Below are 24,632 nucleotides of genomic sequence, written 5' to 3'. Positions count from 1 at the left end.
TTATGCTGAGTGAAAATCACGAGCGATGTCTGAAACACCTTCTTTTACAGGTAAATAAGACAATCCCTCTTTACCCTGCGGACGGACACTTTTATTCTCGGCCTGCCTGGATTTTCATTAAACGAACTGAGTCTGACTGCTATGCTGGAAAATATTAACTATTCGCTGTTCTACTTTATCAATGCCACGCCGGACTCGGCATCGTGGATGATTTCCCTCGCCATTTTTATCGCCAAAGATCTGATCAACATCGTCCCGCTGTTAGCCGTTGTTCTCTGGCTGTGGGGACCGCGTGAACAGGTTTGCGCGCAGCGGCAGTTGATCGTCAAAATGGCGATGGCGCTGGTCGTTAGCCTGCTGGTGTCATGGGTAATGGGACACCTGTTCCCACACGATCGTCCGTTTGCCGATCGCATTGGCTACAATTATCTCCAGCATGCGGCAGATGACTCGTTCCCCAGCGATCACGGCACGGTGATATTTACCTTCGCGCTGGCGTTTTTGTTCTGGCATCGTCTCTGGTCCGGCGTTCTGTTGATGGTGTTGGCCGTCACCATCGCCTGGTCCCGCGTCTATCTTGGCGTGCACTGGCCGCTCGACATACTCGGCGGACTGCTGGCTGGGATGATCGGCTGCCTGAGCGCGCAGATGATCTGGCAAAAATTCGGTCCGGCCCTCTATCGTGGCCTGCAACACGGTTACCGCATCTGCTTCGCCCTGCCGATTCGTAAAGGCTGGGTACGTGACTAGACGAAGGAAAAAAGAGTAATATTAAGCGCACTGAAAGAGACAGAGCGCTTAATTATTCATCCAGGGGAATTATGGAAACACGTCGCGAAGAGCGTATTGGTCAATTGCTGCAGGCACTGAAACGCAGCGATAAACTCCATCTTAAGGAAGCCGCGACCCTGCTGGGCGTCTCTGAAATGACCATTCGCCGCGACCTGAATAACAACAGTGCGCCGGTAGTGCTGCTCGGTGGCTATATTGTGCTGGAACCCCGCAGCGCCAGCCACTATCTGCTCAGCGATCAAAAATCCCGCTTAGTGGAAGAAAAACGTCGTGCGGCGCAGCTGGCGGCAAGTCTGGTGCAGCCGCATCAGACGCTGTTTTTTGACTGCGGTACGACGACGCCGTGGATCATCGAAGCGATCGATAATGACATCCCGTTTACCGCCGTCTGCTATTCCCTGAATACGTTTCTGGCATTGCAGGAAAAACCGCTGTGCCGGGCGATCCTCTCCGGCGGCGAATTTCACGCCAGCAATGCGATTTTCAAACCGCTTGATGCTCAGGAAACCCTGAACAATATCTGTCCGGATATCGCCTTTTATTCCGCTGCCGGCGTTCATATCAGCAAAGGGGCGACCTGTTTTAATCTGGAAGAATTGCCGGTGAAACACTGGGCAATGTCGATGGCGCAACACCACGTACTGGTGGCCGATCACAGCAAATTTGGCAAGGTCCGTCCGGCGCGGATGGGAGATTTAAAACACTTTGACATCGTGGTAAGCGACTGCTGCCCTGACGATGAATTTGTCAGCTTCGCCAAAGCGCAGCGAATTAAGCTTATGTACTAATTGCCGTTTGCCGGACAGGCGTCAGCGCTATCCGGCAATCATCAGGACTTAAGAGAACCAGCTACCGAACCACTGATGAAATTTCATCAGTACGAAATCCCACATCCGACCAAAGAAGCCGCCCTCTTCTACCGCCTCCATCACGATCAACGGACGCTGTTCAATCGATTTGCCGTTCAACTGGAAGTCAATTGTCCCGACCACCTGGCCCTTTTTCAGCGGCGCGGTGAGCTGCGGTTCCGTCAGCGTAAAGCTGGCTTTCAGGTTTTTCAGTTGACCGCGCGGAATCGTCACAGAACCGGCTTCGCCAGCCCCCAGATTCACCTCACTCTTGTCACCAAACCAGACGCGCTGGGTCACAAAGGTGGCATCCGGTTTGATAGGCGTTACGGTCTCAAAGAAGCGGAACCCCCAGGTCAACAGTTTTTCTGATTCATTAAAGCGGATACGGTCAGTTTTGGTGCCTAATACCACCGAAATCAGACGCATGTCGCCCTGAGTGGCCGACGCGACCAGATTGTATCCGGCTCCCGCCGTGGTGCCTGTTTTCATGCCGTCAACGTTCAGGCTGGAGCTCCAGAGCAGACGGTTTCGGTTGGGCTGGCGAATCTTGTTAAAAGTGAACTCTTTTTCTTTATGGATCGCATACTCTTCCGGCACATCGTGGATCAGTGCTTTACCCAGCAGCGCCATATCACGCGCGGTGCTGAACTGGCCCGGCGCATCCAGACCATGTACCGTCTGGAAGGTGGTGTTCGTCAACCCAAGCTTTTTCGCATAACCATTCATCAGACCGATAAACGACTCCTGGCTCCCTGCGACATAGTCTGCCAGTGCGATACAGGCGTCGTTGCCGGACTGAATAATCACCCCTTTATTGAGATCGGAAACCGCCACCTGATCGCCGGGCTTCAGGAACATGACCGAGGAGCCGCGCAGCGCCGGGTTACCGGTCGCCCACGCGTCTTTGCCTATCGTCACCATGTCGGTCAGTTTAATTTTGCCCGCTTTGAGTGCCTGCCCCACCACATAGCTGGTCATGATTTTCGTCAGACTGGCCGGATCCAGTTTCTCATCGGCATTGCCTTCAGCCAGCACCTTACCGCTGGCGTAATCCATTAAAATCCACGCGCGCGCATCGACGCTCGGCGGTTCAATGGTCTGTTCCGCCGCCATCACCGTCGGCGCAAAGAGAAAGAGAAGGGCTGAACCCGCTGCGAAATTGCGAAGGGAAGAAACGTATTGCGTCATAAATGCCACCCGAGTATCCATTCAAAAAATATACGTCATACCACCGTATAATAAGTGCGGTGAGTAATAACGCACTAAGAAGCGTAAGTGAACCGTAAGTTGGTAAAGTTTTTAAAGTTTATGCAATAACCCCCCGCTATGCCGCAACGGAGAGGAATTTTTTGTTGGCTGTTGCGTAAATGTTAGCTTTATCTCACCATGTGGAGTGAACGCAGCCCTGAGGCTGTCCATTTTTTGAGGGGTAATTATGATTACGCTGTGGGGCCGGAATAACTCAACCAACGTCAAAAAAGTATTGTGGACGCTCGAAGAACTGGAATTACCGTTTAATCATATCCTGGCGGGAGGACAGTTTGGCCTGAACCATGATGCCGATTATCTGGCGATGAACCCGAACGGTCTGGTGCCTTTGCTACGTGATGATGAAAACGACCTGCTGCTGTGGGAATCCAACGCCATCGTGCGTTACCTGGCTGCCCAGTATGGACAAAAACGCCTGTGGGTCGAGTCACCGGCGCGTCGGGCTGAAGGCGAAAAATGGATGGACTGGGCGAATCAAACCCTCAGTCCAGCACACCGTGTGGTGCTTTTTGGTTTAGTGAGAACACCGCCGGAACAGCGCGATCACGCCGCTATCGATGCCGGAGCGAAACGCTGCGACGAGCTGTTCGCGATCCTCGACGCGGCGCTGGCCGACCAGTTATGGTTCTCGGGAAAAGCGTTTGGCACCGGTGACATCGCCATCGCGCCGTTTGTCTACAACCTGTTCAACGTGGGACTGACATGGACACCGCGTCCGCATCTTGAGCGCTGGTACCAGCAGCTCAGCGAGCGCCCGGCGTTTCGTAAAACGGTCATGATCCCGGTCAGCTAAGCCGTTCAGGTACGCGGGCTGACTTTAAGCAACTCGCCATCGGACTCGTCGGTTAAGACATACAGATAACCGTCGGGCCCGACGCGTACGTCGCGGATCCGCTGTTTTCGCTCACCCAGAATGCGCCCCTCTTCAGCGACCGTATTGCCATTCACCCTCATCACAATCACATTCTGGTCCTTCAGTGCGCCAATGAACAGTTTCTGCCGCCACTGAGGGAAAGTATCGTGGCCATAAAAGGCCATCCCGCTAACGGCAGGTGATTTCTGCCAGTAGAAAATGGGCTGTTCGGTACCTGCCACCTTTTCGCCCTGCGCTTCCGGGATTTTCAGCCCGCTATAGTTAATGCCCCATGTCGCCAGCGGCCAGCCGTAGTTTTTGCCTTTTTCGGGGATATTGATCTCATCTCCGCCGCGCGGCCCGTGCTCATTGAGCCACAGCGTATCGCTCCACGGATTCATCGCCATCCCCTGCGGATTACGGATCCCATAAGACCAGATTTCCGGGCGCGCGCCAGGCTGATTAACAAACGGATTGTCCGCCGGGATTTTCCCCTGATCGGTCAGACGCACCACTTTCCCCTGCAGTTTGTCGAGATCCTGTGCGGTCGGCCGCTGGTTGTTTTCCCCCAGCCCGATGAACAGATGCCCCTTACCGTCAAACACCAGTCGTCCACCGAAATGATTGCCGGTAGAGAGTTTTGGCATCTGCCGGAAGACCGTCTGGAAGTTTTCCAGCCGCGAAAGGTCGTCGCTGAGTCGACCATAGCCCACCGCAGTTCCTGCTTTTCCCTCTGCATCAGCCTGGGAAAAACTGAGCCAGACGCGCCGGGACTGGCTAAAGTCCGGTGCCAGCGCCACGTCCAGCAGACCGCCCTGCCCGTTTGACCACACCTTTGGCACCCCAGGCAGCGGGTCAGAAAGCCCTTTTCCTGCCTGCCAGTGGCGCAACTGCCCACCCTTCAGAGTGATCAGCATGCCGTCGTCGCCCGGCAGAAAGGCCAGCGCCCACGGGTGGTCAAGTTTGGTTTGCAGCACCTCAACATTGACCGCAGGCGTTTTCGCCTGAGCAAACCAGGGGAAAATTAGCAATGTCATTACTGGGATAAGCGAACGACGCATAACGCCTCCTTGTTGACTCTGGTTAAAGCGTAGTCAGCGAAGAACGTCAGGAAGGCATTTTTACAAAAACTTAACGATGAAAGGGGGAGTCGCCTCCCCCTGGAATCAGGCATCTTCAAGCGTGGAATGAGCCTGCAAACTCTGAATGCTCAGCGTTAAGGTTGTCAGGCAGGTATTGAGTTTTTCTGCATTGACGGCAATAAAATTCGGACAGTCGTGGTGTCCGCTCATCAGGCACACCGCCGCAGCGGCGAGTGCGCCTTCGGCATGGTGCAAAGCATCCCACTCTTCCTGATCGAGATGCAGATTCAAGCGCAACGATTTATCGTGCAGCTCTCGGTTCAGTTCGAAAAAGTTCTCACGTAGATGATCATTCTCGCTGACTGACATGTATCCTTTCGCCATCCTTAGCTGCAGATACGCAGCGAGGTCGATCCTGGCGTTGATAAGCTTATTCAGCAGATCGGTTCTCAGTCTGTCAACGAACATACTTCGTTCCTCCTCTTCCAGCCATGGTGCAACATAATAGTATGGCTATTTTTTGTACAATGTGATGCCTGAGATCAATAATTCACCCGCCATTAACATAATTTACAAAGTCGCTATAAGCCAATACCGACTTTCCCGCCCTTATCGGGTGAGATAGCAATACAATTTTTGTGCGGAACTCTGTAGAATCCCTGCCCTGAACATTCCAATAACTGAACAATTTTTAAGCTATGAGCAAAGTAACCCACCAGCCGAAAATCGGCTTCGTTTCCCTCGGCTGTCCGAAAAACCTCGTCGATTCGGAACGTATCCTGACTGAACTGCGTACCGAAGGCTACGATGTCGTCCCGAGTTACGACGACGCCGATATGGTGATCGTCAATACCTGCGGTTTTATCGACAGCGCAGTGCAGGAATCACTGGAAGCCATTGGCGAAGCGCTGAACGAAAACGGCAAAGTGATCGTCACCGGCTGTCTGGGCGCGAAAGAAGATCAGATCCGTGAAGTCCATCCGAAAGTGCTGGAAATCACCGGGCCGCATAGCTATGAGCAGGTTCTGGAACATGTTCACCACTACGTGCCGAAACCGAAGCACAATCCGTTCCTGAGCCTGGTGCCGGAACAAGGCGTGAAGCTGACCCCGCGTCATTACGCCTACCTGAAAATTTCTGAAGGCTGCAATCATCGCTGCACCTTCTGCATCATTCCGTCCATGCGCGGCGATCTGGTTAGCCGTCCAATTAGTGATGTGCTGAGCGAAGCAAAGCGTCTGGTCGATGCCGGTGTGAAAGAGATCCTCGTGATTTCTCAGGACACCTCCGCCTATGGCGTGGATGTGAAGCATCGTACCGGGTTCTATAACGGTGAACCGGTGAAAACCAGCATGGTCAGCCTGTGTGAACAGCTGTCTAAACTGGGTATCTGGACGCGTCTGCACTATGTCTACCCGTATCCGCACGTTGATGACGTGATCCCGCTGATGGCGGAAGGTAAGATCCTGCCATATCTGGATATCCCGCTTCAGCACGCCAGCCCACGTATTCTCAAGTTGATGAAGCGCCCCGGCTCGGTTGACCGCCAGCTGGCGCGCATCAAGCAATGGCGTGAAATCTGTCCGGAGTTGACCCTGCGCTCAACGTTTATTGTTGGCTTCCCGGGTGAAACGGAAGACGATTTCCAGATGCTGCTCGACTTCCTGAAAGAAGCGCGTCTCGACCGCGTAGGCTGCTTCAAATACAGCCCGGTAGAAGGCGCTGGCGCCAATGCGCTGCCGGATCAGGTACCGGAAGAGGTGAAGGAAGAGCGCTGGAACCGCTTTATGCAACTGCAACAGCAGATCTCTGCGGAACGTTTGCAGGAAAAAGTTGGTCGCGAAATTCTGGTGATCGTCGATGAAGTCGACGAAGAAGGCGCGATTGGTCGCAGCATGGCCGACGCCCCGGAAATCGACGGCGCAGTCTATCTGAACGGTGAAACCAACGTGAAGCCGGGCGACGTGATCCGCGTGAAAGTGGAAAACGCCGACGAGTACGACCTGTGGGGCACCCGCGCTTAACTCTCACTGACCCAGCCGGATAAGGCATTTATGCCCCATCCGGCAATGCCTGATAACGACGCCAACGCGTCTTATCAGGCTTGTGGTTCACCCTTTTATCTTCGGGTCCAGCGCGTCGCGCAGGCCATCGCCTAACAGATTAAACGCCAGTACCGTCAGGAAAATCGCCACCGCCGGGAACAGCGCCACATGCGGCGCAATCACCATATCCGCCCGCGCTTCATTCAGCATCGCGCCCCACTCCGGCGTCGGCGGCTGTGCGCCCAGTCCCAGAAACGACAGACTTGCCGCAGAGATGATCGACGTACCAATACGCATGGTAAAAAAGACCACAATCGACGAGACGGTTCCTGGCAGGATATGACTGAAAATAATGGTCGCATCGCTGGCACCAATACTGCGCGCCGATTCGATAAACGTCTGGCGTTTCAGCACCAGCGTGTTGCCGCGCACCAGACGCGCAAATGCCGGGATTGAGAAGATCGCCACCGCGATAATCACGTTGGCAATGCCGCTGCCTAATACCGCGACCACAGCAATCGCCAGCAGGATACCCGGAAACGCAAACAGCACGTCGCAGATGCGCATGATGACCCGGTCCCACCAGCCTTCATAGTAACCCGCGAGCAGCCCCAGGACGGTGCCAATAACCGCGCCAATCAATACTGCAAATACCCCTGCCGCCAGTGAAATTTGCGCGCCAACCAGCACGCGGCTGAAGATATCTCTGCCCAGCGAATCCACGCCGAACCAATGCATCATCGACGGTCCGTCATTCAGCCTGTCGTAATCGAAATAGTTTTCCGCATCGAACGGCGTCAGCCAGCGGGCGAAGATTGCCACCAGGATCAGCAGCAGCACAAACAGGCCTGCTATCAACGCCACATGCTGACGGCGAAAACGTCGCCAGAATTCGTGCCACGGCGTGCGTACCCGCTCGGGTTTCACCATTGGCATGGCATCTAAAATCGCCTGACGGCGCCAGTTAAGTAAACGCATCCTTACTTGTACCTGATAGCCGGGTTAATGGCGGCATACAGCACATCCACCACTAAGTTGATAAGTATAAATTCCAGTGAGAACAACAGGACTTCCGCCTGAATCACCGGATAATCGCGCATCTCTACGGAGTCCACCAGCAGACGTCCGAGACCGGGCCAGTTGAAGACCTTTTCGACCACGATAGACCCGCCGAGCAAAAAGCCGAACTGTAACCCCATCATGGTGACCACCGGGATCATCGCATTGCGCAGCCCATGCTTGAGCACCACCCAGGTTTCGCTGACCCCTTTCGCCCGGGCGGTACGCATATAGTCTTCACTGAGCACATCGACAAATGAGGCGCGGGTAAAGCGTGCCATCACTGAGGCCACCGCCGCGCCAAGGGTGACAGACGGCAGAATATAGTGCTGCCAGCTATCGGCCCCGACGGTCGGCAACCAGCCTAACTCCACGGAGAACACCTGCATTAACAACATCCCCAGCGCGAACGCCGGAAAGGAGATCCCGGTAACGGCCAGCGTCATGCTGAGGCGATCCGGCCAGCGATTACGCCATACCGCCGCGACAATTCCCGCCGCCATACCGAACAGAACGGCCCAGATCATACTGGTCAACGTCAGCCACAGCGTCGGCATAAACCGGCTGGCGATCTCCTCCGAGACCGGCCGACGGGAAACCATCGAGAGGCCAAAATCGCCCTGCAACACGTTAGTCATGTAATGCCAGAACTGGACATGCAGCGGCCTGTCGAGACCGAGTTGCTGACGAACCAGCTCAATCACCTGCGAGTCGGCTTCCGGCCCGGCAATCAGTCGCGCCGGGTCACCGGGCAACAGGTGAACAAATAAAAACACCAGCACCGCAACAATGAACAGGGTCGGAATCAACCCCAGCAGGCGTTTAAGGATATAGTTAAGCATCCGATTTCCGCTGTGGCTTATTTCAAATCTGCATCATCAAAGCTGAACCCGGTATCTGGCATGATCCAGAAACCGGTCAGTTTGTTACTGTGCGCCGAGACCAGTTTTTCCACCACCAGCGGGATCCACGGCGACTCTTTCCAGACGATATCCTGCGCCGCTTTGTACAGCCGCGCTTTCTCTTGCGGATCGGTCGTTTTCAGCGCGTCGGCGAGGTCAGTGTCAACCTGCGGATTGCTGTAGAACGCGGTGTTAAACAGCGTTGGCGGCCAGTTTTGTGAGGCAAACAGCGGCGACAATGCCCAGTCGGCTTCACCGGTCGACGCCGACCAGCCGGTGTAGAACATTCTCACGCCGCTCTCTTTCTGCCCTTTGCCCTCCACTTCCGACGCGCGCTGACCGGCATCCATCGCCGTCACCTGCACTTTAACCCCCACCTGCGCCAGTTGCTGTTGGGTAAACTGCAACACTTTCTGGGCGGTACTGTGATTGTGCGATGACCATAGCGTGGTGCTAAAACCGTTTGGATAACCCGCTTCTTTCAGCAGTTCACGCGCTTTTGCCGGATCGTAAGGCCAGGGCGTGTAGCTCTGCGCATAAGCAATCGACGGCGGCACCACGCCGGTAGCCGGGGTCGCATAGCCAGCAAACGCCACTTTCACCAGCGCCTGACGGTTGATGGCGTAGTTTAACGCCTCGCGGACTTTCGGGTTGTCGAACGGTTTTTGCGTCACGTTCATGCTGATGTAACGCTGCATGATCGACGGACTGGCGACCAGCTGCAGATTTTTGTTTTTCTCTAACAGCGCCGCCTGCTCGTAGGGGATCGGGAAGGCAAACTGTGCTTCCCCGGTTTGCAGCATCGCCGCACGGGTATTGTTATCGGTGACCGGACGCCAGGTGATGCTATCCAGCTTCGGTAATCCCGGCTGCCAGTAATCGGCAAATTTCTTCACCTTCACAAAATCGGTTTGATTCCAGGTGTCCAGCACATACGGACCAGTGCCGACCGGATGAAAGCCAATCTCTTTGCCGTATTTCGCCAGCGCGGCTGGTGAGATCATCGCCGTTGCCGGGTGCGCCAGAATATTAATAAACGCGGAGAACGGCTGCTTCAGAGTGATTTTTACCGTCGCGGGATCGACAGCCTCTGTTTTGGCGATGTTTTTATACAGGTTATAACGCTTAAGGCTATTGGCGGGATCGCTGGCGCGATCGAGGTTTATTTTCACCGCCTCGGCGTTAAAGTCGGTCCCGTCCTGGAATTTCACCCCCTGACGCAGTTTAAGGGTATACACCAGGCCGTCGTCAGAGACGGTGTAACTTTCTGCCAGCACGTTCTTCAGCTTCATCTCTTTATCAAGGCCAAACAGCCCCTGATAAAACGATTTTGCCACCTGCTGCGATAAGGTGTCATTCGCATCATATGGATCGAGCGTGGTGAAGTTGGACCCCACCGCGACCACTACATCTTTCGCGGCAAACGCCGGGGAGGCTGCCAGCGCGGTCGTCGCGCCTAATGCCAGTAGCCAATGTCGGGCGAGTAATTTTGTCATCTTTTTTCTCCTGAACCCTGCCTGATTGTTATAAACGCAATAGCGCATTTTCTTGTTGTGGACGCGCGACATAATGTCCGGGCCCGACTAACTGCAATGAAACCGGTGCGGGCGCTTCACCGCGCCGGTAAATGTTGCTGGGCAGATCGTCCGACAGCAGCACCCGCTGCGGGCGGTGATGTCCGGGGTCGGCAACCGGAACCGCCGCCATGAGCTTGCGGGTATACGGATGCTGAGGATCTTCAAACAGCGCAGCGCGTGGGCCGATCTCAACAATCTGCCCCATATGCATCACCGCCACGCGGTGGCTGATCCGTTCAACGACGGCCATATCATGCGAGATGAACAGCCAGGCGATCCCCAGCTCTCGCTGCAAGTCGAGCAGCAGGTTGATAATTTGCCCGCGAATCGACACATCCAGCGCGGAGACCGACTCATCGGCAATAATCACTTTTGGATTGAGCGCCAGCGCGCGGGCAATACAGATCCGCTGGCGCTGTCCGCCGGAAAACTCATGCGGGTAACGCCACGCATGTTCAGGTTTCAACCCGACACGCTCCAGCAGCCACGCCACCCGATCGGCCGCCGCCTTCCCCTGCAACAACCCGTGGACGCGCAGTGGCTCCATGATCGAATAACCCACGGTTTGTCGCGGGTCGAGTGAGGCGTACGGATCCTGAAAAATAAACTGAATATCGCGACGCAATGGCTGCAATTGACTGTCGGACAACGTATCGATTCGCTGACCGTTGAAAATAATCTCGCCGGACTGCGACTCCACCAGGCGCAGTAGCGCACGTCCGGTGGTGGATTTGCCACAGCCTGACTCACCGACCAGCGATAGCGTCTCGCCAGGCCAGAGATCAAAGCTGACATTTTCCACCGCATGCACTTCGCGGGTCACCCGATTCAGGATCCCGCTACGTAACGGGAAACGAGTGACCAGATTGCGTACCTGCAAAATGGGTTCCCCCTCGACCACCGTATTTTGATCGATGGGTTGCTCATGCTTTTCCGGCTCGCTCAAAGAGATCAACGGGAAGCGGCGCGGATAAGGGAGACCTTTCATCGCCCCAAGTTGCGGTACCGCCGCTAATAATGACTGCGTGTAAGGATGCTGTGGCGCGCGGAAGATCTGTTCCACAGTGCCGGTCTCCACCCCTTCGCCCTGATACATCACCAGTACACGATCGGCGACATCCGCGACCACGCCCATATCGTGAGTGATGAAAATCACTCCCATCGACATCTCTCGTTGCAGGACTTTGATCAGTTGCAGGATTTGCGCCTGAATCGTGACGTCCAGCGCGGTTGTCGGTTCATCGGCAATCAGCACCGCCGGGCGACACGAGAGCGCCATCGCAATCATTACCCGCTGGCGCATGCCGCCGGATAGCTGATGGGGATAGCGTGAAAGGATCGCTTTCGCCTCCGGAATGCGAACCTGATCGAGCATCCTCTTCGCCTCCGCCATCGCCTCTTCACGTCCCGCCCCCTGATGCAGGCGAATGGACTCGGCTATCTGCTCACCCACGGTAAACACCGGATTGAGCGATGTCATCGGCTCCTGAAAGATCATGGCGATATCGGCGCCACGGACCCGCTGAAGCTGCGACGTACTCTGTTCGCCCAGCTCAATCACCTCGCGGTTCCGACGACGCAGCAGCATCTGCTCGCACTGCACCTCACCACCAGACTGTTCAATCAGTCGCATCAGCGACAGCGCGGTGACCGATTTTCCTGAACCGGATTCACCGACAATCGCCAGCGTTTCGCCACGCCTGAGACGAAACGACAGGTTCCGCACCGCCTCAGTACGCTGCTGGTCCTGTTGAAAGGCTATATTCAGATTGCTGACGGCCAGCACGTCGCTGGCATCAAGCGCATCACTGTGTGGCAACGGTGTCCCCTTTTTCCCGGTAAATCCCGGTCGTTGGTGTATCCCCGGCATAACCCCAGGCGCGATACATGCCTTCGCAATTAAACGGCAAGGCCACATTCCCTTCGTGATCGATGGCAATCAGCCCGCCGCTGCCGCCCAGCGCCGGTAACTTTTCCATCACCACCCGTTCGCAGGCTTCGGATAAACTCAGGCCGCCGTAGTCCATCAACGCAGCAATATCATAAGCCGCCAGCGCGCGGATAAACACTTCTCCGGTGCCGGTGCAGGAGACCGCCACGCTGGCGTTATTGGCATAGCAGCCCGCGCCAACGAGCGGGCTGTCGCCGACGCGGCCCGGTAATTTGTTGGTCATGCCGCCAGTCGATGTCGCCGCCGCCAGATTGCCATGCACATCCAGCGCTACCGCGCCCACAGTGCCCATTTTCTTGCCTTCATCCAGCGGTGCGCCGCTGTGATCCAGCACGGTTTCGCCGCTCGATCGCGCGGTCAGCAATTGTTGATAACGTTCAGGCGTTGAAAAGAGATCCGCAGAGACCAGCCCCATCCCTTCTGCGGCCGCAAATTTTTCTGCCCCCGCGCCAATCATCATGACATGCGGGCTGCGCTCCATCACCAGTCGGGCAGCGAGGATCGGATTACGCAAATGACTGACGCCCGCTACCGCCCCGGCTTTCAGGGTATTGCCATCCATGATGCAGGCATCCAGCTCATGGGTCTCATCACGGGTATACACCGCGCCGATCCCGGCATTAAACAGCGGACACTCTTCAAGCAGTCGCACGGCTTCAGTGACCACATCCAGCGCGCTCTCTCCCGCTTCCAGCATCTTTTGGCCGACGTCGACAATGTCGGAAAGCGCCTGGATATAGCGTAATTCCTGCTCCTGGCTCATCTGCGCGCGGGTAATCGCCCCTGCGCCGCCGTGAATTGCAATGACTGCTTTGCCCATATTTGCCGTCCGTCTTCTACAAATATCAGAATTCTGTAGAGTTATTGATTCGATTTTTGACTATAGAAAGATGCGATTAGCATGTAAAGCGTTCACACCCTTCCTAAGTCCGAGGTGGCATACAGTCCCCTCGCATTTTCTGACATAATAGACGGATTCGATTTTGCCCCGCAGGAGTGTTTTCATGGAATTTACCGCCGGACTGATGCCGCTGGAAACGGCGCTTACCGAAATGTTGTCGCGTGTTACCCCGCTCACCGCCGTCGAGACGTTACCGCTGGTGCAGTGCTTTGGCAGAATTCTGGCGACTGACGTGGTTTCGCCGTTGGACGTCCCGGGTTTCGATAATTCGGCGATGGACGGTTACGCGGTACGTCTGGCCGATCTCGCCAACGGACATCCGCTGCCGGTCGCTGGCAAAGCGTTCGCCGGTCAGCCGTTCCAGGGAGAATGGCCTGCGGGCAGCTGTATTCGCATTATGACCGGTGCGCCAGTACCGCCGGGATGTGACGCGGTGGTGATGCAAGAGCAGGCGGAACAGACAGATAACGGCGTGCGTTTTACCGCCGACGTTCGCGCCGGGCAAAATATCCGCCGTCGTGGCGAAGACATCGGGCAAAACGCAGTGGTTTTCCCTGCCGGTACACGTCTTACCACAGGCGAACTGCCGGTACTGGCCTCGCTCGGCATTGCCGACGTCCAGGTGGTGCGTAAAGTGCGCGTTGCGCTGTTCTCGACGGGAGATGAACTGCAACTGCCCGGTCAACCACTCGGCGAAGGTCAGATTTATGATACCAACCGCCTGACGGTGCACCTGATGCTGCAACAGTTGGGTTGCGACGTAATCAATTTAGGCATCATCCGCGATGATCCGCACGCCCTGCGCACGGCGTTTATCGAAGCCGACAGTCAGGCGGATGTGGTGATTAGCTCCGGCGGCGTGTCGGTCGGTGAAGCGGATTACACCAAAACCATTCTTGAAGAGCTGGGCGAAATCGCTTTCTGGAAACTGGCAATCAAACCGGGCAAACCGTTCGCCTTTGGCAAACTGCGCAACAGCTGGTTCTGCGGTCTGCCGGGCAACCCGGTCTCAGCGGCACTGACCTTCTACCAGTTGGTTCAGCCGCTGCTGGCGAAACTGAGCGGCAATACGGCCAGCGGATTACCCGCGCGCCAGCGCGTCCGTACCGCTTCGCGACTGAAGAAAACGCCGGGACGTCTCGATTTCCAGCGAGGTATGCTGCAGCGCACCGCTAACGGTGAACTGGAAGTAAGTACCACAGGCCATCAGGGTTCACATATTTTTAGTTCCTTCAGTCAGGGCAACTGCTTCATTGTGCTGGAGCGCGATCGCGGTAACGTCGAAGTGGGTGAATGGGTGGAAGTCGAACCCTTCAACGCGCTGTTCGGAGGCCTGTGATGGCAGAACTCAGCGATCAGGAGATGCTGCGCTACAACCGGCAGATCATTTTGCGCGGCTTTGACTTTGACGGACAGGAAGCGCTGAAGGAAGCCAGAGTACTGGTAGTGGGCCTCGGTGGGCTGGGCTGTGCGTCCTCGCAGTATCTGGCGAGCGCCGGCGTCGGCCACCTGACGCTGCTCGATTTCGACACCGTGTCGCTGTCAAATCTGCAGCGCCAGACGCTGCACAGCGATGCGACCCTCAACCAGCCGAAAGTGGAGTCGGCGCGTGCCGCGCTAAGCCGAATTAATCCGCACGTCGCGATTACCCCGATTAATGCGCTGCTGGACGAGACCGCCCTTCGGGCACTCATCGCCGAACACGATCTGGTGCTGGACTGCACCGATAACGTCGCGATTCGTAACCAGCTCAATGCGGGTTGTTATGCGGCAAAAGTCCCGCTGATTTCTGGCGCGGCGATCCGCATGGAAGGCCAGATCACTGTCTTTACCTACAAAGAAGGTGAGCCCTGCTATCGCTGTCTGAGCCGTCTGTTTGGTGAAAATGCATTGACCTGCGTGGAAGCCGGAGTGATGGCGCCGCTGATTGGGGTGATAGGGTCGTTACAGGCAATGGAGGCGATAAAGCTGCTGGCGCAGTATGGTCAGCCCGCGTCAGGGAAAATCGTCATGTACGATGCCATGACCTGCCAGTTCCGCGAAATGAAGCTGATGCGTAATCCGGGCTGCGAGGTGTGTGGGGAAGCATCATCCTGAGTAGATTCCGGCCTGATAAGGCGTAGCGCCATCAGGCAATGATGGCGCGAATTGCCGGATGACGACGTTGCCTTATCCGACCTACAATTTACAGCGACGTGCGCCCAAAGGCACTCTGCCAGTCGTGTTCAAACTTCGCCACCGCCGCATCAACAGCCGGAGAGCGAATCAGCTGCTGGGCAACGTCCAGCGGTAAGGTGATGGATTCACAACCCGCCAGCAGACAATCCAGCGCCTGACGCGGTGTTTTGAAACTGGCGGCCAGCACTTTGGCATGCGGCGCATGCATCGTCAGTAAATTCTGCAAATCGTTGACGGTCTGAATGCCATCGCCGCCCTGCGCGTCTACGCGGTTCACGTAAGGCGCAACATACTCCGCCCCCGCCAGCGCCGACAGCAGCCCCTGCGCCGCCCCGTACACCGCCGTTCCCAGCGTCGGAATGCCTTCCTCTTTCAGCAGTTTGATCGCCGCCAGACCTTCCGCCGTGACCGGCACTTTCACCACGATATCAGCAATGATCCCACGCAGTTTACGCGCATCACTCACCATCCCTTGTGCCGTTGTCGCCATCACCTGAGCGAACAGACGCCCCTGTCCTCCCATCGCTTCATGCAATTGTGGCAATAAGACATCCAACGGTTTTTTCCCCGCCGCCACAATACTGGGGTTGGTGGTCACGCCCGCCAGCGGGAAAACTCGCGCCAGCGTTTTCACCGCGTCAACATCGGACGTATCCAGATAGAGTTCCATAATCATTCCTCAACGACTCGTTAGCATAAATGAAAGATACCACGGCAAAACCTTTCTGTTAGTTGACGCACGTCAACATAACTTTCATTCGAAAGTTATTTAATCTTTATACGAAACAAATGAGGCCGTTTATGATTTTCAATATTCAGCGCTATTCTACACACGATGGCCCCGGTATCCGCACCGTGGTGTTCCTTAAAGGATGCTCTCTGGGCTGTCGCTGGTGTCAGAATCCGGAAAGCCGGGGGCGCACGCTGGATCTGCTGTTTGATGCACGTTTGTGCCTCGAAGGCTGCGAGCTTTGCGTAAAGGCGGCGCCGGGCGTCATCGAACGCGCGCTGAATGGCCTCCTTATCCATCGCGAAAAACTCACTGACGCGCATCTTACCCGCCTGACCGATTGTTGCCCCACTCAGGCATTGACCGTCTGCGGTGAAGTCAAAAGCGTGGATGAAATAATGACCACCGTTCTGCGCGATAAACCTTTTTATGACCGCAGCGGCGGCGGTATTACGCTTTCGGGCGGCGAACCGTTTATGCAACCAGAACTGGCCGCGTCGCTGTTTAAAGCCAGTCACGAAGCGGGCATTCATACCGCAGTTGAAACCTGTCTGCATGTGCCGTGGAAATACATTGAACCTTCATTGCCCTGGATCGATCTGTTCCTTGCAGATTTGAAACACGTTGCCGACGCGCCGTTTAAGCAATGGACGGATGGCAGCGCATCACGCGTGCTGGAAAACCTGAAAAAGCTCGCCGTTGCCGGAAAAAAAATCATCATCCGCGTTCCGCTGGTTCAGGGGTTTAACGCGGATGAAGAGGCCATTAAAGCGATTACCGATTTTGCCGCCGACGAACTGCACGTCAGCGAGATCCACTTTTTGCCCTACCACACGCTGGGCATCAATAAATACCACTTGCTCAACCAACCCTACCACGCGCCGGATAAGCCGCTGGATGCACCCGATCTGCTCGCCTTTGCGCAGCAGTACGCCTGCACGAAAGGTTTGACCGCGACTTTACGAGGATAAACCCATGACCCAACTGAAACTGGATACGCTCAGCGACCGCATCAAAGCACACAAAACCGCGCTGGTGCATATCGTCAAACCACCGGTCTGTACCGAACGCGCGCAGCATTACACTGAAATGTACCAGCAGCATCTGGACAAGCCGATTCCGGTACGCCGCGCGCTGGCGCTGGCACATCATCTGGCACAACGAACCATCTGGATCAAACACGACGAGCTGATCATCGGTAACCAGGCAAGCGAAGTCCGCGCCGCGCCGATCTTCCCTGAATACACCGTGTCATGGATTGAAAAAGAAATCGACGACCTGGCGGACAGACCAGGGGCTGGTTTTGCGGTCAGTGAAGAGAACAAGCGCGTCCTGCATGCCGTGTGCCCGTGGTGGCGCGGTCAGACCGTTCAGGACCGCTGCTACGGCATGTTTACCGATGAGCAAAAAGGGTTGCTGGAAACCGGTATTATCAAAGCTGAAGGCAACATGACCTCCGGTGACGCACACCTGGCGGTGAACTTCCCGCTGCTGCTGGAAAAAGGCATTGACGGCTTGCGGGAAAAAGTCGCAGAGCGCCGTTCTCGTATTAACCTGACTGTTCTCGAGGATCTGCATGGCGAGCAGTTTCTGAAAGCCATTGATATTGTGCTGGTTGCCGTCAGTGACCACATCGCCCGCTTCGCCGAACTGGCACGTAAAATGGCGAGTGAAGAGACGCGTATCAGCCGTCGTAACGAACTCCTGGCGATAGCAGAAAACTGCGATCTGATCGCCCACCAGCCGCCGCAAACTTTCTGGCAGGCGCTGCAACTGTGCTACTTCATCCAGTTGATTCTGCAAATTGAGTCCAATGGTCACTCGGTGTCGTTCGGGCGTATGGACCAGTATCTTTATCCGTACTACCGCCGTGACGTGGAGCTGAACCAGTCGCTGGACCGCGAACACGCCATTGAACTGCTGCACAGCTGCTGGCTTAAGCTGCTGGAAGTGAACAAAATCCGTTCCGGATCGCACTCTAAAGCCTCTGCAGGCAGCCCCCTCTATCAGAACGTCACCATTGGCGGACAAAGCCTGGTTAACGGTCAATCGATGGATGCGGTCAATCCGCTCTCTTACGCGATCCTTGAATCGTGCGGTCGTCTGCGCTCCACTCAGCCTAACCTCAGCGTGCGTTATCACGCCGGGATGAGCAATGACTTCCTCGACGCCTGCGTGCAGGTGATCCGCTGTGGCTTTGGGATGCCAGCATTTAACAACGATGAAATTGTCATCCCGGAATTTATCAAACTCGGAATTGAGCCGCAGGACGCCTACGATTACGCAGCGATCGGTTGTATCGAAACCGCGGTCGGCGGCAAGTGGGGCTACCGCTGCACCGGCATGAGCTTTATCAACTTTGCCCGCGTGATGCTCGCTGCGCTGGAAGGCGGTCGTGACGCCACCAGCGGGAAAGTCTTCCTGCCGCAGGAAAAAGCGCTTTCCGCCGGTAACTTCAACAATTTCGATGAGGTGATGGCCGCATGGGATGCGCAAATCCGCTACTACACGCGTAAATCGATTGAGATTGAGTATGTGGTCGACACCATGCTTGAAGAGAACGTGCACGATATTCTCTGCTCGGCACTGGTGGATGACTGCATCGAACGGGCGATGAGCATTAAACAAGGTGGGGCGAAGTATGACTGGGTATCCGGCTTGCAGGTGGGTATCGCCAACCTCGGCAACAGCCTGGCCGCGGTGAAAAAACTGGTCTTTGAACAGGGGGCCATCGGTCAGCAACAGCTTGCGGCCGCGCTGGCGGATGATTTTGACTGCCTGACCCACGAACAATTGCGTCAGCGTTTAATCAACGGCGCGCCGAAGTATGGCAACGATGATGACACGGTCGACACCCTGCTGGCTCGCGCTTACCAGACCTATATTGATGAACTGAAGCAGTACCATAACCCACGCTACGGACGTGGTCCGATCGGCGGCAATTATTACGCGGGCACCTCGTCTATCTCGGCAAACGTACCGTTCGGCGCAGCGACCATGGCCACACCAGATGGGCGTAAAGCGCATACTCCGCTGGCCGAAGGGGCAAGCCCGGCGTCCGGTACTGACCATCTTGGTCCAACGGCGGTGATTGGCTCGGTCGGTAAACTGCCTACCGGTTCAATTCTGGGCGGTGTACTGTTAAACCAGAAGCTGAACCCGGCAACGCTGGAAAATGAATCCGACAAGCAGAAACTGATGATCCTGCTGCGCACCTTCTTTGAAGAGCACAAAGGTTGGCACATTCAGTACAACATCGTGTCGCGCGAAACCTTGCTGGAGGCGAAAAAACATCCTGATCAGTACCGTGATCTGGTGGTCCGTGTCGCCGGTTATTCCGCGTTCTTCACTGCGCTTTCACCGGACGCGCAGGACGATATCATCGCCCGTACCGAACATATGCTGTAATTCTCCCCGTAGGCCGGATGGCGACACAAAGCGTCTTATCCGGCCTATTCGTCCCTCTTCACCGCTTTCATTCGAAATAAATTTGTGCTTTAGGTCACATTGTTATTAAAATGTTTCTGGTCGCAGTTTTGAGCCAGGAGCTTTATATGACCGTTAAAATTATCGTCACCGATATGGACGGAACTTTTCTCAATGACGCCAAAAAGTACGATCACACACGATTTATGGCGCAGTACCATGAGCTAAAAAAACGCAACATTGAATTCGTCGTCGCCAGCGGCAATCAGTATTACCAGCTCATCTCTTTCTTCCCCGAACTCAAAGACGAGATCTCTTTCGTTGCCGAAAACGGCGCGCTGGTGTTTGAGCATGGCAAACAGCTTTTTCACGGCGAACTCACGCGTCACGAATCTCAGGTTGTGATGGGCGAATTGCTGAAAGATAAACAGCTCAACTTTGTGGCCTGCGGTCTGCAAAGCGCGTACGTCAGTGAAAACGCGCCGGAACCCTTTGTCGCACTGATGTCGAAGCACTACCACCGCCTGAAGCCGGTGAAGGACTACCATGACATCGACGACGTGCTGTTTAAGTTCTCGCTGAATCTGCCAGACCAGCAGATCCCGTTGGTTATCGACCACCTGCACACGGCGCTGGACGGCATTATGAAACCCGTGACCAGCGGTTTCGGCTTTATCGATCTGATCATTCCGGGGCTGCACAAAGCGAATGGTATCAGCCGATTGCTGAAACGGTGGAACCTTTCACCAAAAGAAGTCGTGGCGATTGGCGACAGCGGCAATGATGCAGAAATGCTGAAAATGGCGCACTACGCTTTCGCGATGGCGAATGCCACCGACAGTATCAAAGCAATCGCCCGCTTTCAGACGGATGACAATAACCATGACGGCGCGCTGAACGTGATTCAGGCCGTGCTGGATAACACTGCCCCTTTCAACGTGTGACGGCAATAACCGGAACACCCTGTTCCGGTTTTATTTTCTTCCCCCCTGTTTGCCCCCTCAACATTTTAAACTTGCATTAACTTTTTTATAACTTATATTATCACCTGTAAGATAAATAAGTTTCGAATGAAAGTTATGCGAGGTGGTTATGGCTTTTTCCTTCACAAGCGACACATTACCGGTCGACCATAAAGCGGCGATCCGTCAGATGAAGCAGGAACTGCGGGCGCAGCTCGGCGACGTCCAACAGATCTTCAGCCAGATTAGCGATACCATTGCCACCCGCGTGGCGGAAATCAACGCACTTAACGCACAGGGCGCCCCGGTGTGGCCTGAGCTATCGTATGCCGATATCAACGCTGGCACCGTCACGGCTCAGCAGCGCGAACAGATCAAACGTCGCGGCTGTGCGGTCATCAAAGGTCACTTCCCACGTGAGCAGGCGCTGGCCTGGGATCAGTCGATGCTGGACTATCTGGACAGAAACCATTTTGACGAGGTGTACAAAGGCCCCGGCGATAACTTCTTTGGCACCCTCACCGCTTCGCGTCCGGAGATTTATCCGATCTACTGGTCGCAGGCGCAAATGCAGGCCAGACAGAGTGAAGAGATGGCTAACGTGCAGTCGTTCCTCAACCGTCTGTGGACCTTTGAAAGCGAGGGCAAGCAGTGGTTTAACCCGGATGTCAGCGTGATCTACCCAGACAGGATCCGTCGCCGTCCACCGGGAACCACGTCAAAAGGGCTGGGCGCGCACACCGATTCCGGCGCGCTGGAACGCTGGCTGCTGCCGGCCTATCAGCGCGTCTTCGCGAATGTGTTTAACGGCAAGCTGGCGGAATACGATCCGTGGCAGGCCGCCCATCGTACGGAAGTGGAAGAGTATACGGTGGACAACACCACCAAATGTTCAGTATTTCGCACCTTCCAGGGCTGGACCGCACTGTCGGATATGTTGCCCGGTCAGGGTTTACTGCATGTCGTCCCCATTCCGGAAGCCATGGCCTATGTGCTTTTACGTCCTTTGCTCGATGATGTTCCGGAAGATGAACTGTGTGGCGTGGCGCCAGGGCGGGTACTGCCGATATCCGAACAATGGCATCCTTTGTTGATTGAGGCGCTTACCAGTATTCCGCCACTGGAAGCAGGCGATTCCGTCTGGTGGCATTGCGATGTGATTCACTCCGTGGCGCCGGTCGACAATCAGCAGGGCTGGGGCAATGTGATGTATATTCCCGCCGCCCCGCTGTGCGAGAAAAATCTGGCCTATGCGCACAGCGTGAAGGCCGCGCTGGAGAAAGGCGCGTCACCGGGCGATTTCCCGCGAGAGGATTACGAAACAGACTGGGAAGGCCGCTTCACGCTGGCGGATTTGAATATCCACGGCAAGCGCGCGCTGGGGATGAGTTAACGATCATACAGACCTTCCTGTTCAACGGCGGTGCGTCGTTTCCCCTGACGTATCCGCCGGACCGACTCCCGTACCGCAAGCGTACCATTGAGTAACAACGAACTGACTGGCGCCTCCGGGCGCACCAGACGTTGCTGGAGCATATACACTGCTTCTGTCCCCAACTCATCCCGAGGAACATGAACTGCTGTTAAGGGGACATCCTGAATCGACGCCAGATTAAAACCATCGATACTCATCACCGAGATATCCTGAGGGACACGTAATCCCCGTTTTTGCAGCGCGCTGATGACCCCTGCCGCCATAAAATCTCCCCCGACTAAAAAGGCGGTGGGTAAATCTTGCCCTTTTCTCTCGCTGATCCATTCACTGACCAGTTGTTCTGTCTCTCTGGCGCTAAAATTTGTGGCGACCAGCAGATCGCGGTCGTCAGTGAACTTCATGTTATGTGACCGCCACGCATCGCGGATCCCTGCTAAGCGCAGCTCCATTGTGTATCGGCGCAGGCAGAGAACGTTCATCACCTCACGATGCCCCATTTCAAACAGATAGCCCGCCGCTCGTTCACCGATCGCCCGATGATCGGGTGCCACCACGGGAAGACGCATGAGCCGATCGCGACAGTTAATCAACAGGCACGGTTTTCCGACATCAACGGCTAAATCATGAATATGCGGATCGTCGATCCCCAGCAAAATAGCGGCATGCGTATCCGGTTCGTTCATTCGCGCCAGAAACAATTGCGCATCACTGTCATGTTCCTCAAGAGCGCAGTAGCGCAACCGGACTTCGTGCGAAGCCAGTCCTTTATTCACACTCTGGATCACACGGTAATAAAAGATGTCGGACCGCTCATCAAATGCCCGCTGTGGCGCAAAGATCATCAGGCTATTGAGTAGCAGACGTCCTGCCGCCATCCCCTCCATCACCCCCAGTTCACGTGCGCATTCCAGCACGAGACGCCGGGCGTTGTCGCTGGTGTTGGACTTACCCGCCAGCACACGCGAAACGGTGCTGATCGAGAGCTGCGTTCGGGCGGCAATTTCCCTGATTTTTAACCTTTTATCCATTTTGTGATCTTGCTCCACTTGCCTCATGAAAAAATTTTCACGACCTGAAATTGAAGCTCTGACTCGCTTCGAATGAATAGTGGCAGATGACTGCGTGCATTGATGAGAAAGCTTGCACAAATTCTGCTATTGGTCGCCCATTTTCTCCCTTAAGGTGAATTTGTCATACAGCTTCCATACTAGTTGTATAGCAACTTCATCGCTTAACGCAATAAAAACTAAAGCGATAACCGTATGACATTTTAAACATTCATCCCCCTACCGTCCGTCTTGTGGAGACAGAAAATGAGTCAGGACATCAACAATACGGTTGCGACAAGCAAGCCCCGTCGCGTCATAAAAAATCTGCGCTGGTATGTGCTGGTACTTTTTTTACTCGGCGTCACCGTTAACTACATCACACGAAATTCATTAGGCATTCTGGCACCGGAACTGAAAGAGAACCTGGGCATCACTACCGAGCAATATTCGTGGATTGTCGGCACATTTCAGATTGCCTACACCATTTTCCAGCCGTTATGTGGATGGCTGATCGACGTGATTGGTTTGAAAATTGGCTTCATGGTTTGCGCTGGCATCTGGGCGCTCATGTGTATTTTTCATGCCGGTGCAGGAAGCTGGTTGCATCTTGCGATCCTGCGCTTTTTTATGGGTGCCTCAGAAGCGGCTGCCACCCCGGCCAACGCGAAAACAATCGGCGAATGGTTTCCGAAATCAGAGCGTCCCGTCGCTGCCGGCTGGGCTGGCGTGGGTTTCTCGATTGGCGCGATGCTCGCGCCGCCTATCATCTACTTCGCGCACGCCTCGTTTGGCTGGCAGGGTGCGTTTATGTTTACCGGTGTGCTGGCGCTGGTGTGGGTCGTCCTGTGGTGGGCGTTCTATCACAACCCGGAACAGCATCCGAATCTGAGTAAAGATGAACTGGACTTTATTAAGCAGGATAACGAACCACCAGCCGTCAAGCTGCCTTTCCTGACAGCGTTAAAAACCGTCTCAAAAAACAAACGATTCTATGGTATCGCCATCCCGGCTTTTATGGCGGAGCCGGCCTGGGCCGTACTGAGCTTCTGGGTGCCGCTGTATCTCGCCAAAGAACACGGTATGGATCTGAAGCAGATCGCGATGTTTGCCTGGCTACCGTTCCTGGCCGCCGATCTCGGCAGCGTGGCGAGTGGCTACCTGACGCGTCTGTATACCCGCTGGTTCGGCTGCTCCCGCGTTAACTCGGTCGTAGCCAGCTCCGTGACGGGCGCGTTCCTGATGATCTCTCTGGCCATTGTGGCCATTACCCGCGACCCGTATATCACCATTGTCCTGATCTCTATTGGCGGCTTCGGACATCAGATCATCTCCTGCATGCTGAGTGCGCTCGTTGTCGAGTCGTTTGATAAAGGTCAGATGGCCACCGTTAACGGTATGCGCGGTTCGGCGGCGTGGATCGCCAGCTTCCTATTCTCTCTTTTGATTGGTGTTACGGCTGACAAAATCGGCTTTAACCCCCTCTTCATTGCCATGGGTTTCTTTGACCTGATTGGCGCTGTTTTCCTGGTGGCATTTATTGCTGAACGTCGCGCCAAGCGCGCCTGATCGT

Annotated in this window: 21 protein-coding genes; 11 read left to right on the top strand and 10 right to left on the bottom strand. The window is 55.3% G+C overall.

Translation table 11 applies throughout. The features are described from left to right. Positions 1-141: 141 nt before the first annotated feature. Both ybjG and deoR read left to right on the top strand, forming a co-directional pair. Positions 142-750, top strand: a complete 609-nt coding sequence (ybjG, locus tag HVZ37_RS07800) for an undecaprenyl-diphosphate phosphatase (RefSeq protein WP_181628291.1) — start codon at positions 142-144, stop codon at positions 748-750. Between the two features lie 71 nt (positions 751-821). Continuing rightward, on the top strand, positions 822-1,580 hold the full coding sequence (deoR, locus tag HVZ37_RS07795; protein WP_043001246.1) for a DNA-binding transcriptional repressor DeoR: 759 nt from the start codon (positions 822-824) through the stop codon (positions 1,578-1,580). A 48-nt stretch (positions 1,581-1,628) separates the two neighbouring features. Here the strand turns inward: deoR and dacC are convergent, their stop codons facing one another. Further along, on the bottom strand, positions 1,629-2,831 hold the full coding sequence (gene dacC / locus HVZ37_RS07790) for a serine-type D-Ala-D-Ala carboxypeptidase (RefSeq protein ID WP_044256495.1): 1,203 nt from the start codon (positions 2,829-2,831) through the stop codon (positions 1,629-1,631). 247 nt (positions 2,832-3,078) lie between these two features. On the opposite strand from dacC, the gene HVZ37_RS07785 reads away from it, so the two are divergent. After that, positions 3,079-3,705, top strand: a complete 627-nt coding sequence (locus HVZ37_RS07785) for a glutathione S-transferase family protein (protein WP_044264227.1) — start codon at positions 3,079-3,081, stop codon at positions 3,703-3,705. Positions 3,706-3,710: 5 nt separating this feature from the next. On the opposite strand, the gene HVZ37_RS07780 is transcribed toward HVZ37_RS07785, so the two are convergent. Then, positions 3,711-4,826 carry a PQQ-dependent sugar dehydrogenase gene (locus HVZ37_RS07780; RefSeq protein ID WP_181628290.1) on the bottom strand — a complete coding sequence of 372 codons (1,116 nt, stop codon included), beginning with the start codon at positions 4,824-4,826 and terminating at the stop codon, positions 3,711-3,713. Between the two features lie 105 nt (positions 4,827-4,931). Next, complete coding sequence (bssR, locus tag HVZ37_RS07775) at positions 4,932-5,315, bottom strand: biofilm formation regulator BssR (protein WP_043001249.1); 384 nt, start codon at positions 5,313-5,315, stop codon at positions 4,932-4,934. A gap of 230 nt (positions 5,316-5,545) precedes the next feature. Between bssR and rimO the strand changes: the two genes are divergently transcribed. Then, positions 5,546-6,871, top strand: a complete 1,326-nt coding sequence (rimO, locus tag HVZ37_RS07770; protein WP_181628289.1) for a 30S ribosomal protein S12 methylthiotransferase RimO — start codon at positions 5,546-5,548, stop codon at positions 6,869-6,871. A gap of 87 nt (positions 6,872-6,958) precedes the next feature. Here the strand turns inward: rimO and gsiD are convergent, their stop codons facing one another. From gsiD to iaaA, 5 genes are read right to left on the bottom strand one after another with little or no spacing between them, the layout of a single operon-like run. Continuing rightward, complete coding sequence (gene gsiD, locus HVZ37_RS07765; RefSeq protein WP_044256394.1) at positions 6,959-7,870, bottom strand: glutathione ABC transporter permease GsiD; 912 nt, start codon at positions 7,868-7,870, stop codon at positions 6,959-6,961. Positions 7,871-7,872: 2 nt separating this feature from the next. After that, on the bottom strand, positions 7,873-8,793 hold the full coding sequence (gsiC, locus tag HVZ37_RS07760) for a glutathione ABC transporter permease GsiC (protein ID WP_044256395.1): 921 nt from the start codon (positions 8,791-8,793) through the stop codon (positions 7,873-7,875). Positions 8,794-8,810: 17 nt separating this feature from the next. Next, on the bottom strand, positions 8,811-10,349 hold the full coding sequence (gene gsiB, locus HVZ37_RS07755; RefSeq protein ID WP_044256396.1) for a glutathione ABC transporter substrate-binding protein GsiB: 1,539 nt from the start codon (positions 10,347-10,349) through the stop codon (positions 8,811-8,813). A 28-nt stretch (positions 10,350-10,377) separates the two neighbouring features. Continuing rightward, on the bottom strand, positions 10,378-12,249 hold the full coding sequence (gsiA, locus tag HVZ37_RS07750) for a glutathione ABC transporter ATP-binding protein GsiA (protein WP_181628288.1): 1,872 nt from the start codon (positions 12,247-12,249) through the stop codon (positions 10,378-10,380). Continuing rightward, the gene (gene iaaA / locus HVZ37_RS07745) at positions 12,236-13,201 is read right to left on the bottom strand and encodes a beta-aspartyl-peptidase (RefSeq protein WP_181628287.1); all 966 of its coding nucleotides are present in this window, start codon (positions 13,199-13,201) and stop codon (positions 12,236-12,238) included. Before iaaA ends, gsiA begins: the two co-directional genes overlap by 14 nt. Before the next feature lie 184 nt (positions 13,202-13,385). Here iaaA and moeA point away from each other — a divergent pair, with 184 nt between their 5' ends. After that, on the top strand, positions 13,386-14,621 hold the full coding sequence (moeA, locus tag HVZ37_RS07740) for a molybdopterin molybdotransferase MoeA (protein ID WP_181628286.1): 1,236 nt from the start codon (positions 13,386-13,388) through the stop codon (positions 14,619-14,621). Continuing rightward, entirely contained in the window at positions 14,621-15,379 is a 759-nt protein-coding gene (gene moeB / locus HVZ37_RS07735; RefSeq protein WP_181628285.1) for a molybdopterin-synthase adenylyltransferase MoeB, read from the top strand. The genes moeA and moeB overlap by 1 nt, the downstream gene beginning before the upstream one ends. A gap of 88 nt (positions 15,380-15,467) precedes the next feature. Here moeB and fsa read toward each other — a convergent pair whose 3' ends face one another. Beyond that, positions 15,468-16,130 carry a fructose-6-phosphate aldolase gene (gene fsa / locus HVZ37_RS07730; RefSeq protein ID WP_044328493.1) on the bottom strand — a complete coding sequence of 221 codons (663 nt, stop codon included), beginning with the start codon at positions 16,128-16,130 and terminating at the stop codon, positions 15,468-15,470. 131 nt (positions 16,131-16,261) lie between these two features. Between fsa and HVZ37_RS07725 the strand changes: the two genes are divergently transcribed. The 4 genes from HVZ37_RS07725 to HVZ37_RS07710 all read left to right on the top strand — a co-directional run bounded on the left by HVZ37_RS07725 (position 16,262) and on the right by HVZ37_RS07710 (position 21,971). After that, positions 16,262-17,161, top strand: a complete 900-nt coding sequence (locus tag HVZ37_RS07725; RefSeq protein WP_181628284.1) for a glycyl-radical enzyme activating protein — start codon at positions 16,262-16,264, stop codon at positions 17,159-17,161. Positions 17,162-17,165: 4 nt separating this feature from the next. Further along, on the top strand, positions 17,166-19,598 hold the full coding sequence (locus tag HVZ37_RS07720; RefSeq protein ID WP_181628283.1) for a glycyl radical protein: 2,433 nt from the start codon (positions 17,166-17,168) through the stop codon (positions 19,596-19,598). 146 nt (positions 19,599-19,744) lie between these two features. Continuing rightward, entirely contained in the window at positions 19,745-20,560 is an 816-nt protein-coding gene (locus HVZ37_RS07715) for a Cof-type HAD-IIB family hydrolase (protein ID WP_181628282.1), read from the top strand. 148 nt (positions 20,561-20,708) lie between these two features. Further along, positions 20,709-21,971, top strand: coding sequence for a DUF1479 domain-containing protein (locus HVZ37_RS07710; protein ID WP_044256408.1), 1,263 nt, complete (start codon positions 20,709-20,711; stop codon positions 21,969-21,971). Here the strand turns inward: HVZ37_RS07710 and HVZ37_RS07705 are convergent. Further along, complete coding sequence (locus tag HVZ37_RS07705) at positions 21,968-23,041, bottom strand: LacI family DNA-binding transcriptional regulator (protein ID WP_043001263.1); 1,074 nt, start codon at positions 23,039-23,041, stop codon at positions 21,968-21,970. The genes HVZ37_RS07710 and HVZ37_RS07705 overlap by 4 nt on opposite strands. Positions 23,042-23,326: 285 nt before the next feature. Here HVZ37_RS07705 and HVZ37_RS07700 point away from each other — a divergent pair, with 285 nt between their 5' ends. Further along, complete coding sequence (locus HVZ37_RS07700) at positions 23,327-24,628, top strand: MFS transporter (RefSeq protein WP_181628281.1); 1,302 nt, start codon at positions 23,327-23,329, stop codon at positions 24,626-24,628. The last annotated feature ends 4 nt before the right edge of the window (positions 24,629-24,632 follow it).

The organism is Citrobacter sp. RHB35-C17 (genome assembly GCF_013816795.1).
In the GTDB taxonomy this organism is placed as follows: Bacteria; Pseudomonadota; Gammaproteobacteria; order Enterobacterales; family Enterobacteriaceae; genus Citrobacter_A; species Citrobacter_A amalonaticus.
Note: the sequence above shows the minus strand (reverse complement) of the source record. Positions and strands in the feature narration are given on the sequence as shown.

What these genes read in the sequence shown, in the direction of transcription:
- ybjG (WP_181628291.1), top strand. Translation starts at nt 142, where the DNA reads ATGCTGGAAAATATTAACTATTCGCTGTTCTACTTTATCAATGCCACG.
- deoR (WP_043001246.1), top strand. Translation starts at nt 822, where the DNA reads ATGGAAACACGTCGCGAAGAGCGTATTGGTCAATTGCTGCAGGCACTG.
- dacC (WP_044256495.1), bottom strand. Translation starts at nt 2,831, where the DNA reads ATGACGCAATACGTTTCTTCCCTTCGCAATTTCGCAGCGGGTTCAGCC.
- HVZ37_RS07785 (WP_044264227.1), top strand. Translation starts at nt 3,079, where the DNA reads ATGATTACGCTGTGGGGCCGGAATAACTCAACCAACGTCAAAAAAGTA.
- HVZ37_RS07780 (WP_181628290.1), bottom strand. Translation starts at nt 4,826, where the DNA reads ATGCGTCGTTCGCTTATCCCAGTAATGACATTGCTAATTTTCCCCTGG.
- bssR (WP_043001249.1), bottom strand. Translation starts at nt 5,315, where the DNA reads ATGTTCGTTGACAGACTGAGAACCGATCTGCTGAATAAGCTTATCAAC.
- rimO (WP_181628289.1), top strand. Translation starts at nt 5,546, where the DNA reads ATGAGCAAAGTAACCCACCAGCCGAAAATCGGCTTCGTTTCCCTCGGC.
- gsiD (WP_044256394.1), bottom strand. Translation starts at nt 7,870, where the DNA reads ATGCGTTTACTTAACTGGCGCCGTCAGGCGATTTTAGATGCCATGCCA.
- gsiC (WP_044256395.1), bottom strand. Translation starts at nt 8,793, where the DNA reads ATGCTTAACTATATCCTTAAACGCCTGCTGGGGTTGATTCCGACCCTG.
- gsiB (WP_044256396.1), bottom strand. Translation starts at nt 10,349, where the DNA reads ATGACAAAATTACTCGCCCGACATTGGCTACTGGCATTAGGCGCGACG.
- iaaA (WP_181628287.1), bottom strand. Translation starts at nt 13,201, where the DNA reads ATGGGCAAAGCAGTCATTGCAATTCACGGCGGCGCAGGGGCGATTACC.
- moeA (WP_181628286.1), top strand. Translation starts at nt 13,386, where the DNA reads ATGGAATTTACCGCCGGACTGATGCCGCTGGAAACGGCGCTTACCGAA.
- moeB (WP_181628285.1), top strand. Translation starts at nt 14,621, where the DNA reads ATGGCAGAACTCAGCGATCAGGAGATGCTGCGCTACAACCGGCAGATC.
- fsa (WP_044328493.1), bottom strand. Translation starts at nt 16,130, where the DNA reads ATGGAACTCTATCTGGATACGTCCGATGTTGACGCGGTGAAAACGCTG.
- HVZ37_RS07725 (WP_181628284.1), top strand. Translation starts at nt 16,262, where the DNA reads ATGATTTTCAATATTCAGCGCTATTCTACACACGATGGCCCCGGTATC.
- HVZ37_RS07720 (WP_181628283.1), top strand. Translation starts at nt 17,166, where the DNA reads ATGACCCAACTGAAACTGGATACGCTCAGCGACCGCATCAAAGCACAC.
- HVZ37_RS07715 (WP_181628282.1), top strand. Translation starts at nt 19,745, where the DNA reads ATGACCGTTAAAATTATCGTCACCGATATGGACGGAACTTTTCTCAAT.
- HVZ37_RS07710 (WP_044256408.1), top strand. Translation starts at nt 20,709, where the DNA reads ATGGCTTTTTCCTTCACAAGCGACACATTACCGGTCGACCATAAAGCG.
- HVZ37_RS07705 (WP_043001263.1), bottom strand. Translation starts at nt 23,041, where the DNA reads ATGGATAAAAGGTTAAAAATCAGGGAAATTGCCGCCCGAACGCAGCTC.
- HVZ37_RS07700 (WP_181628281.1), top strand. Translation starts at nt 23,327, where the DNA reads ATGAGTCAGGACATCAACAATACGGTTGCGACAAGCAAGCCCCGTCGC.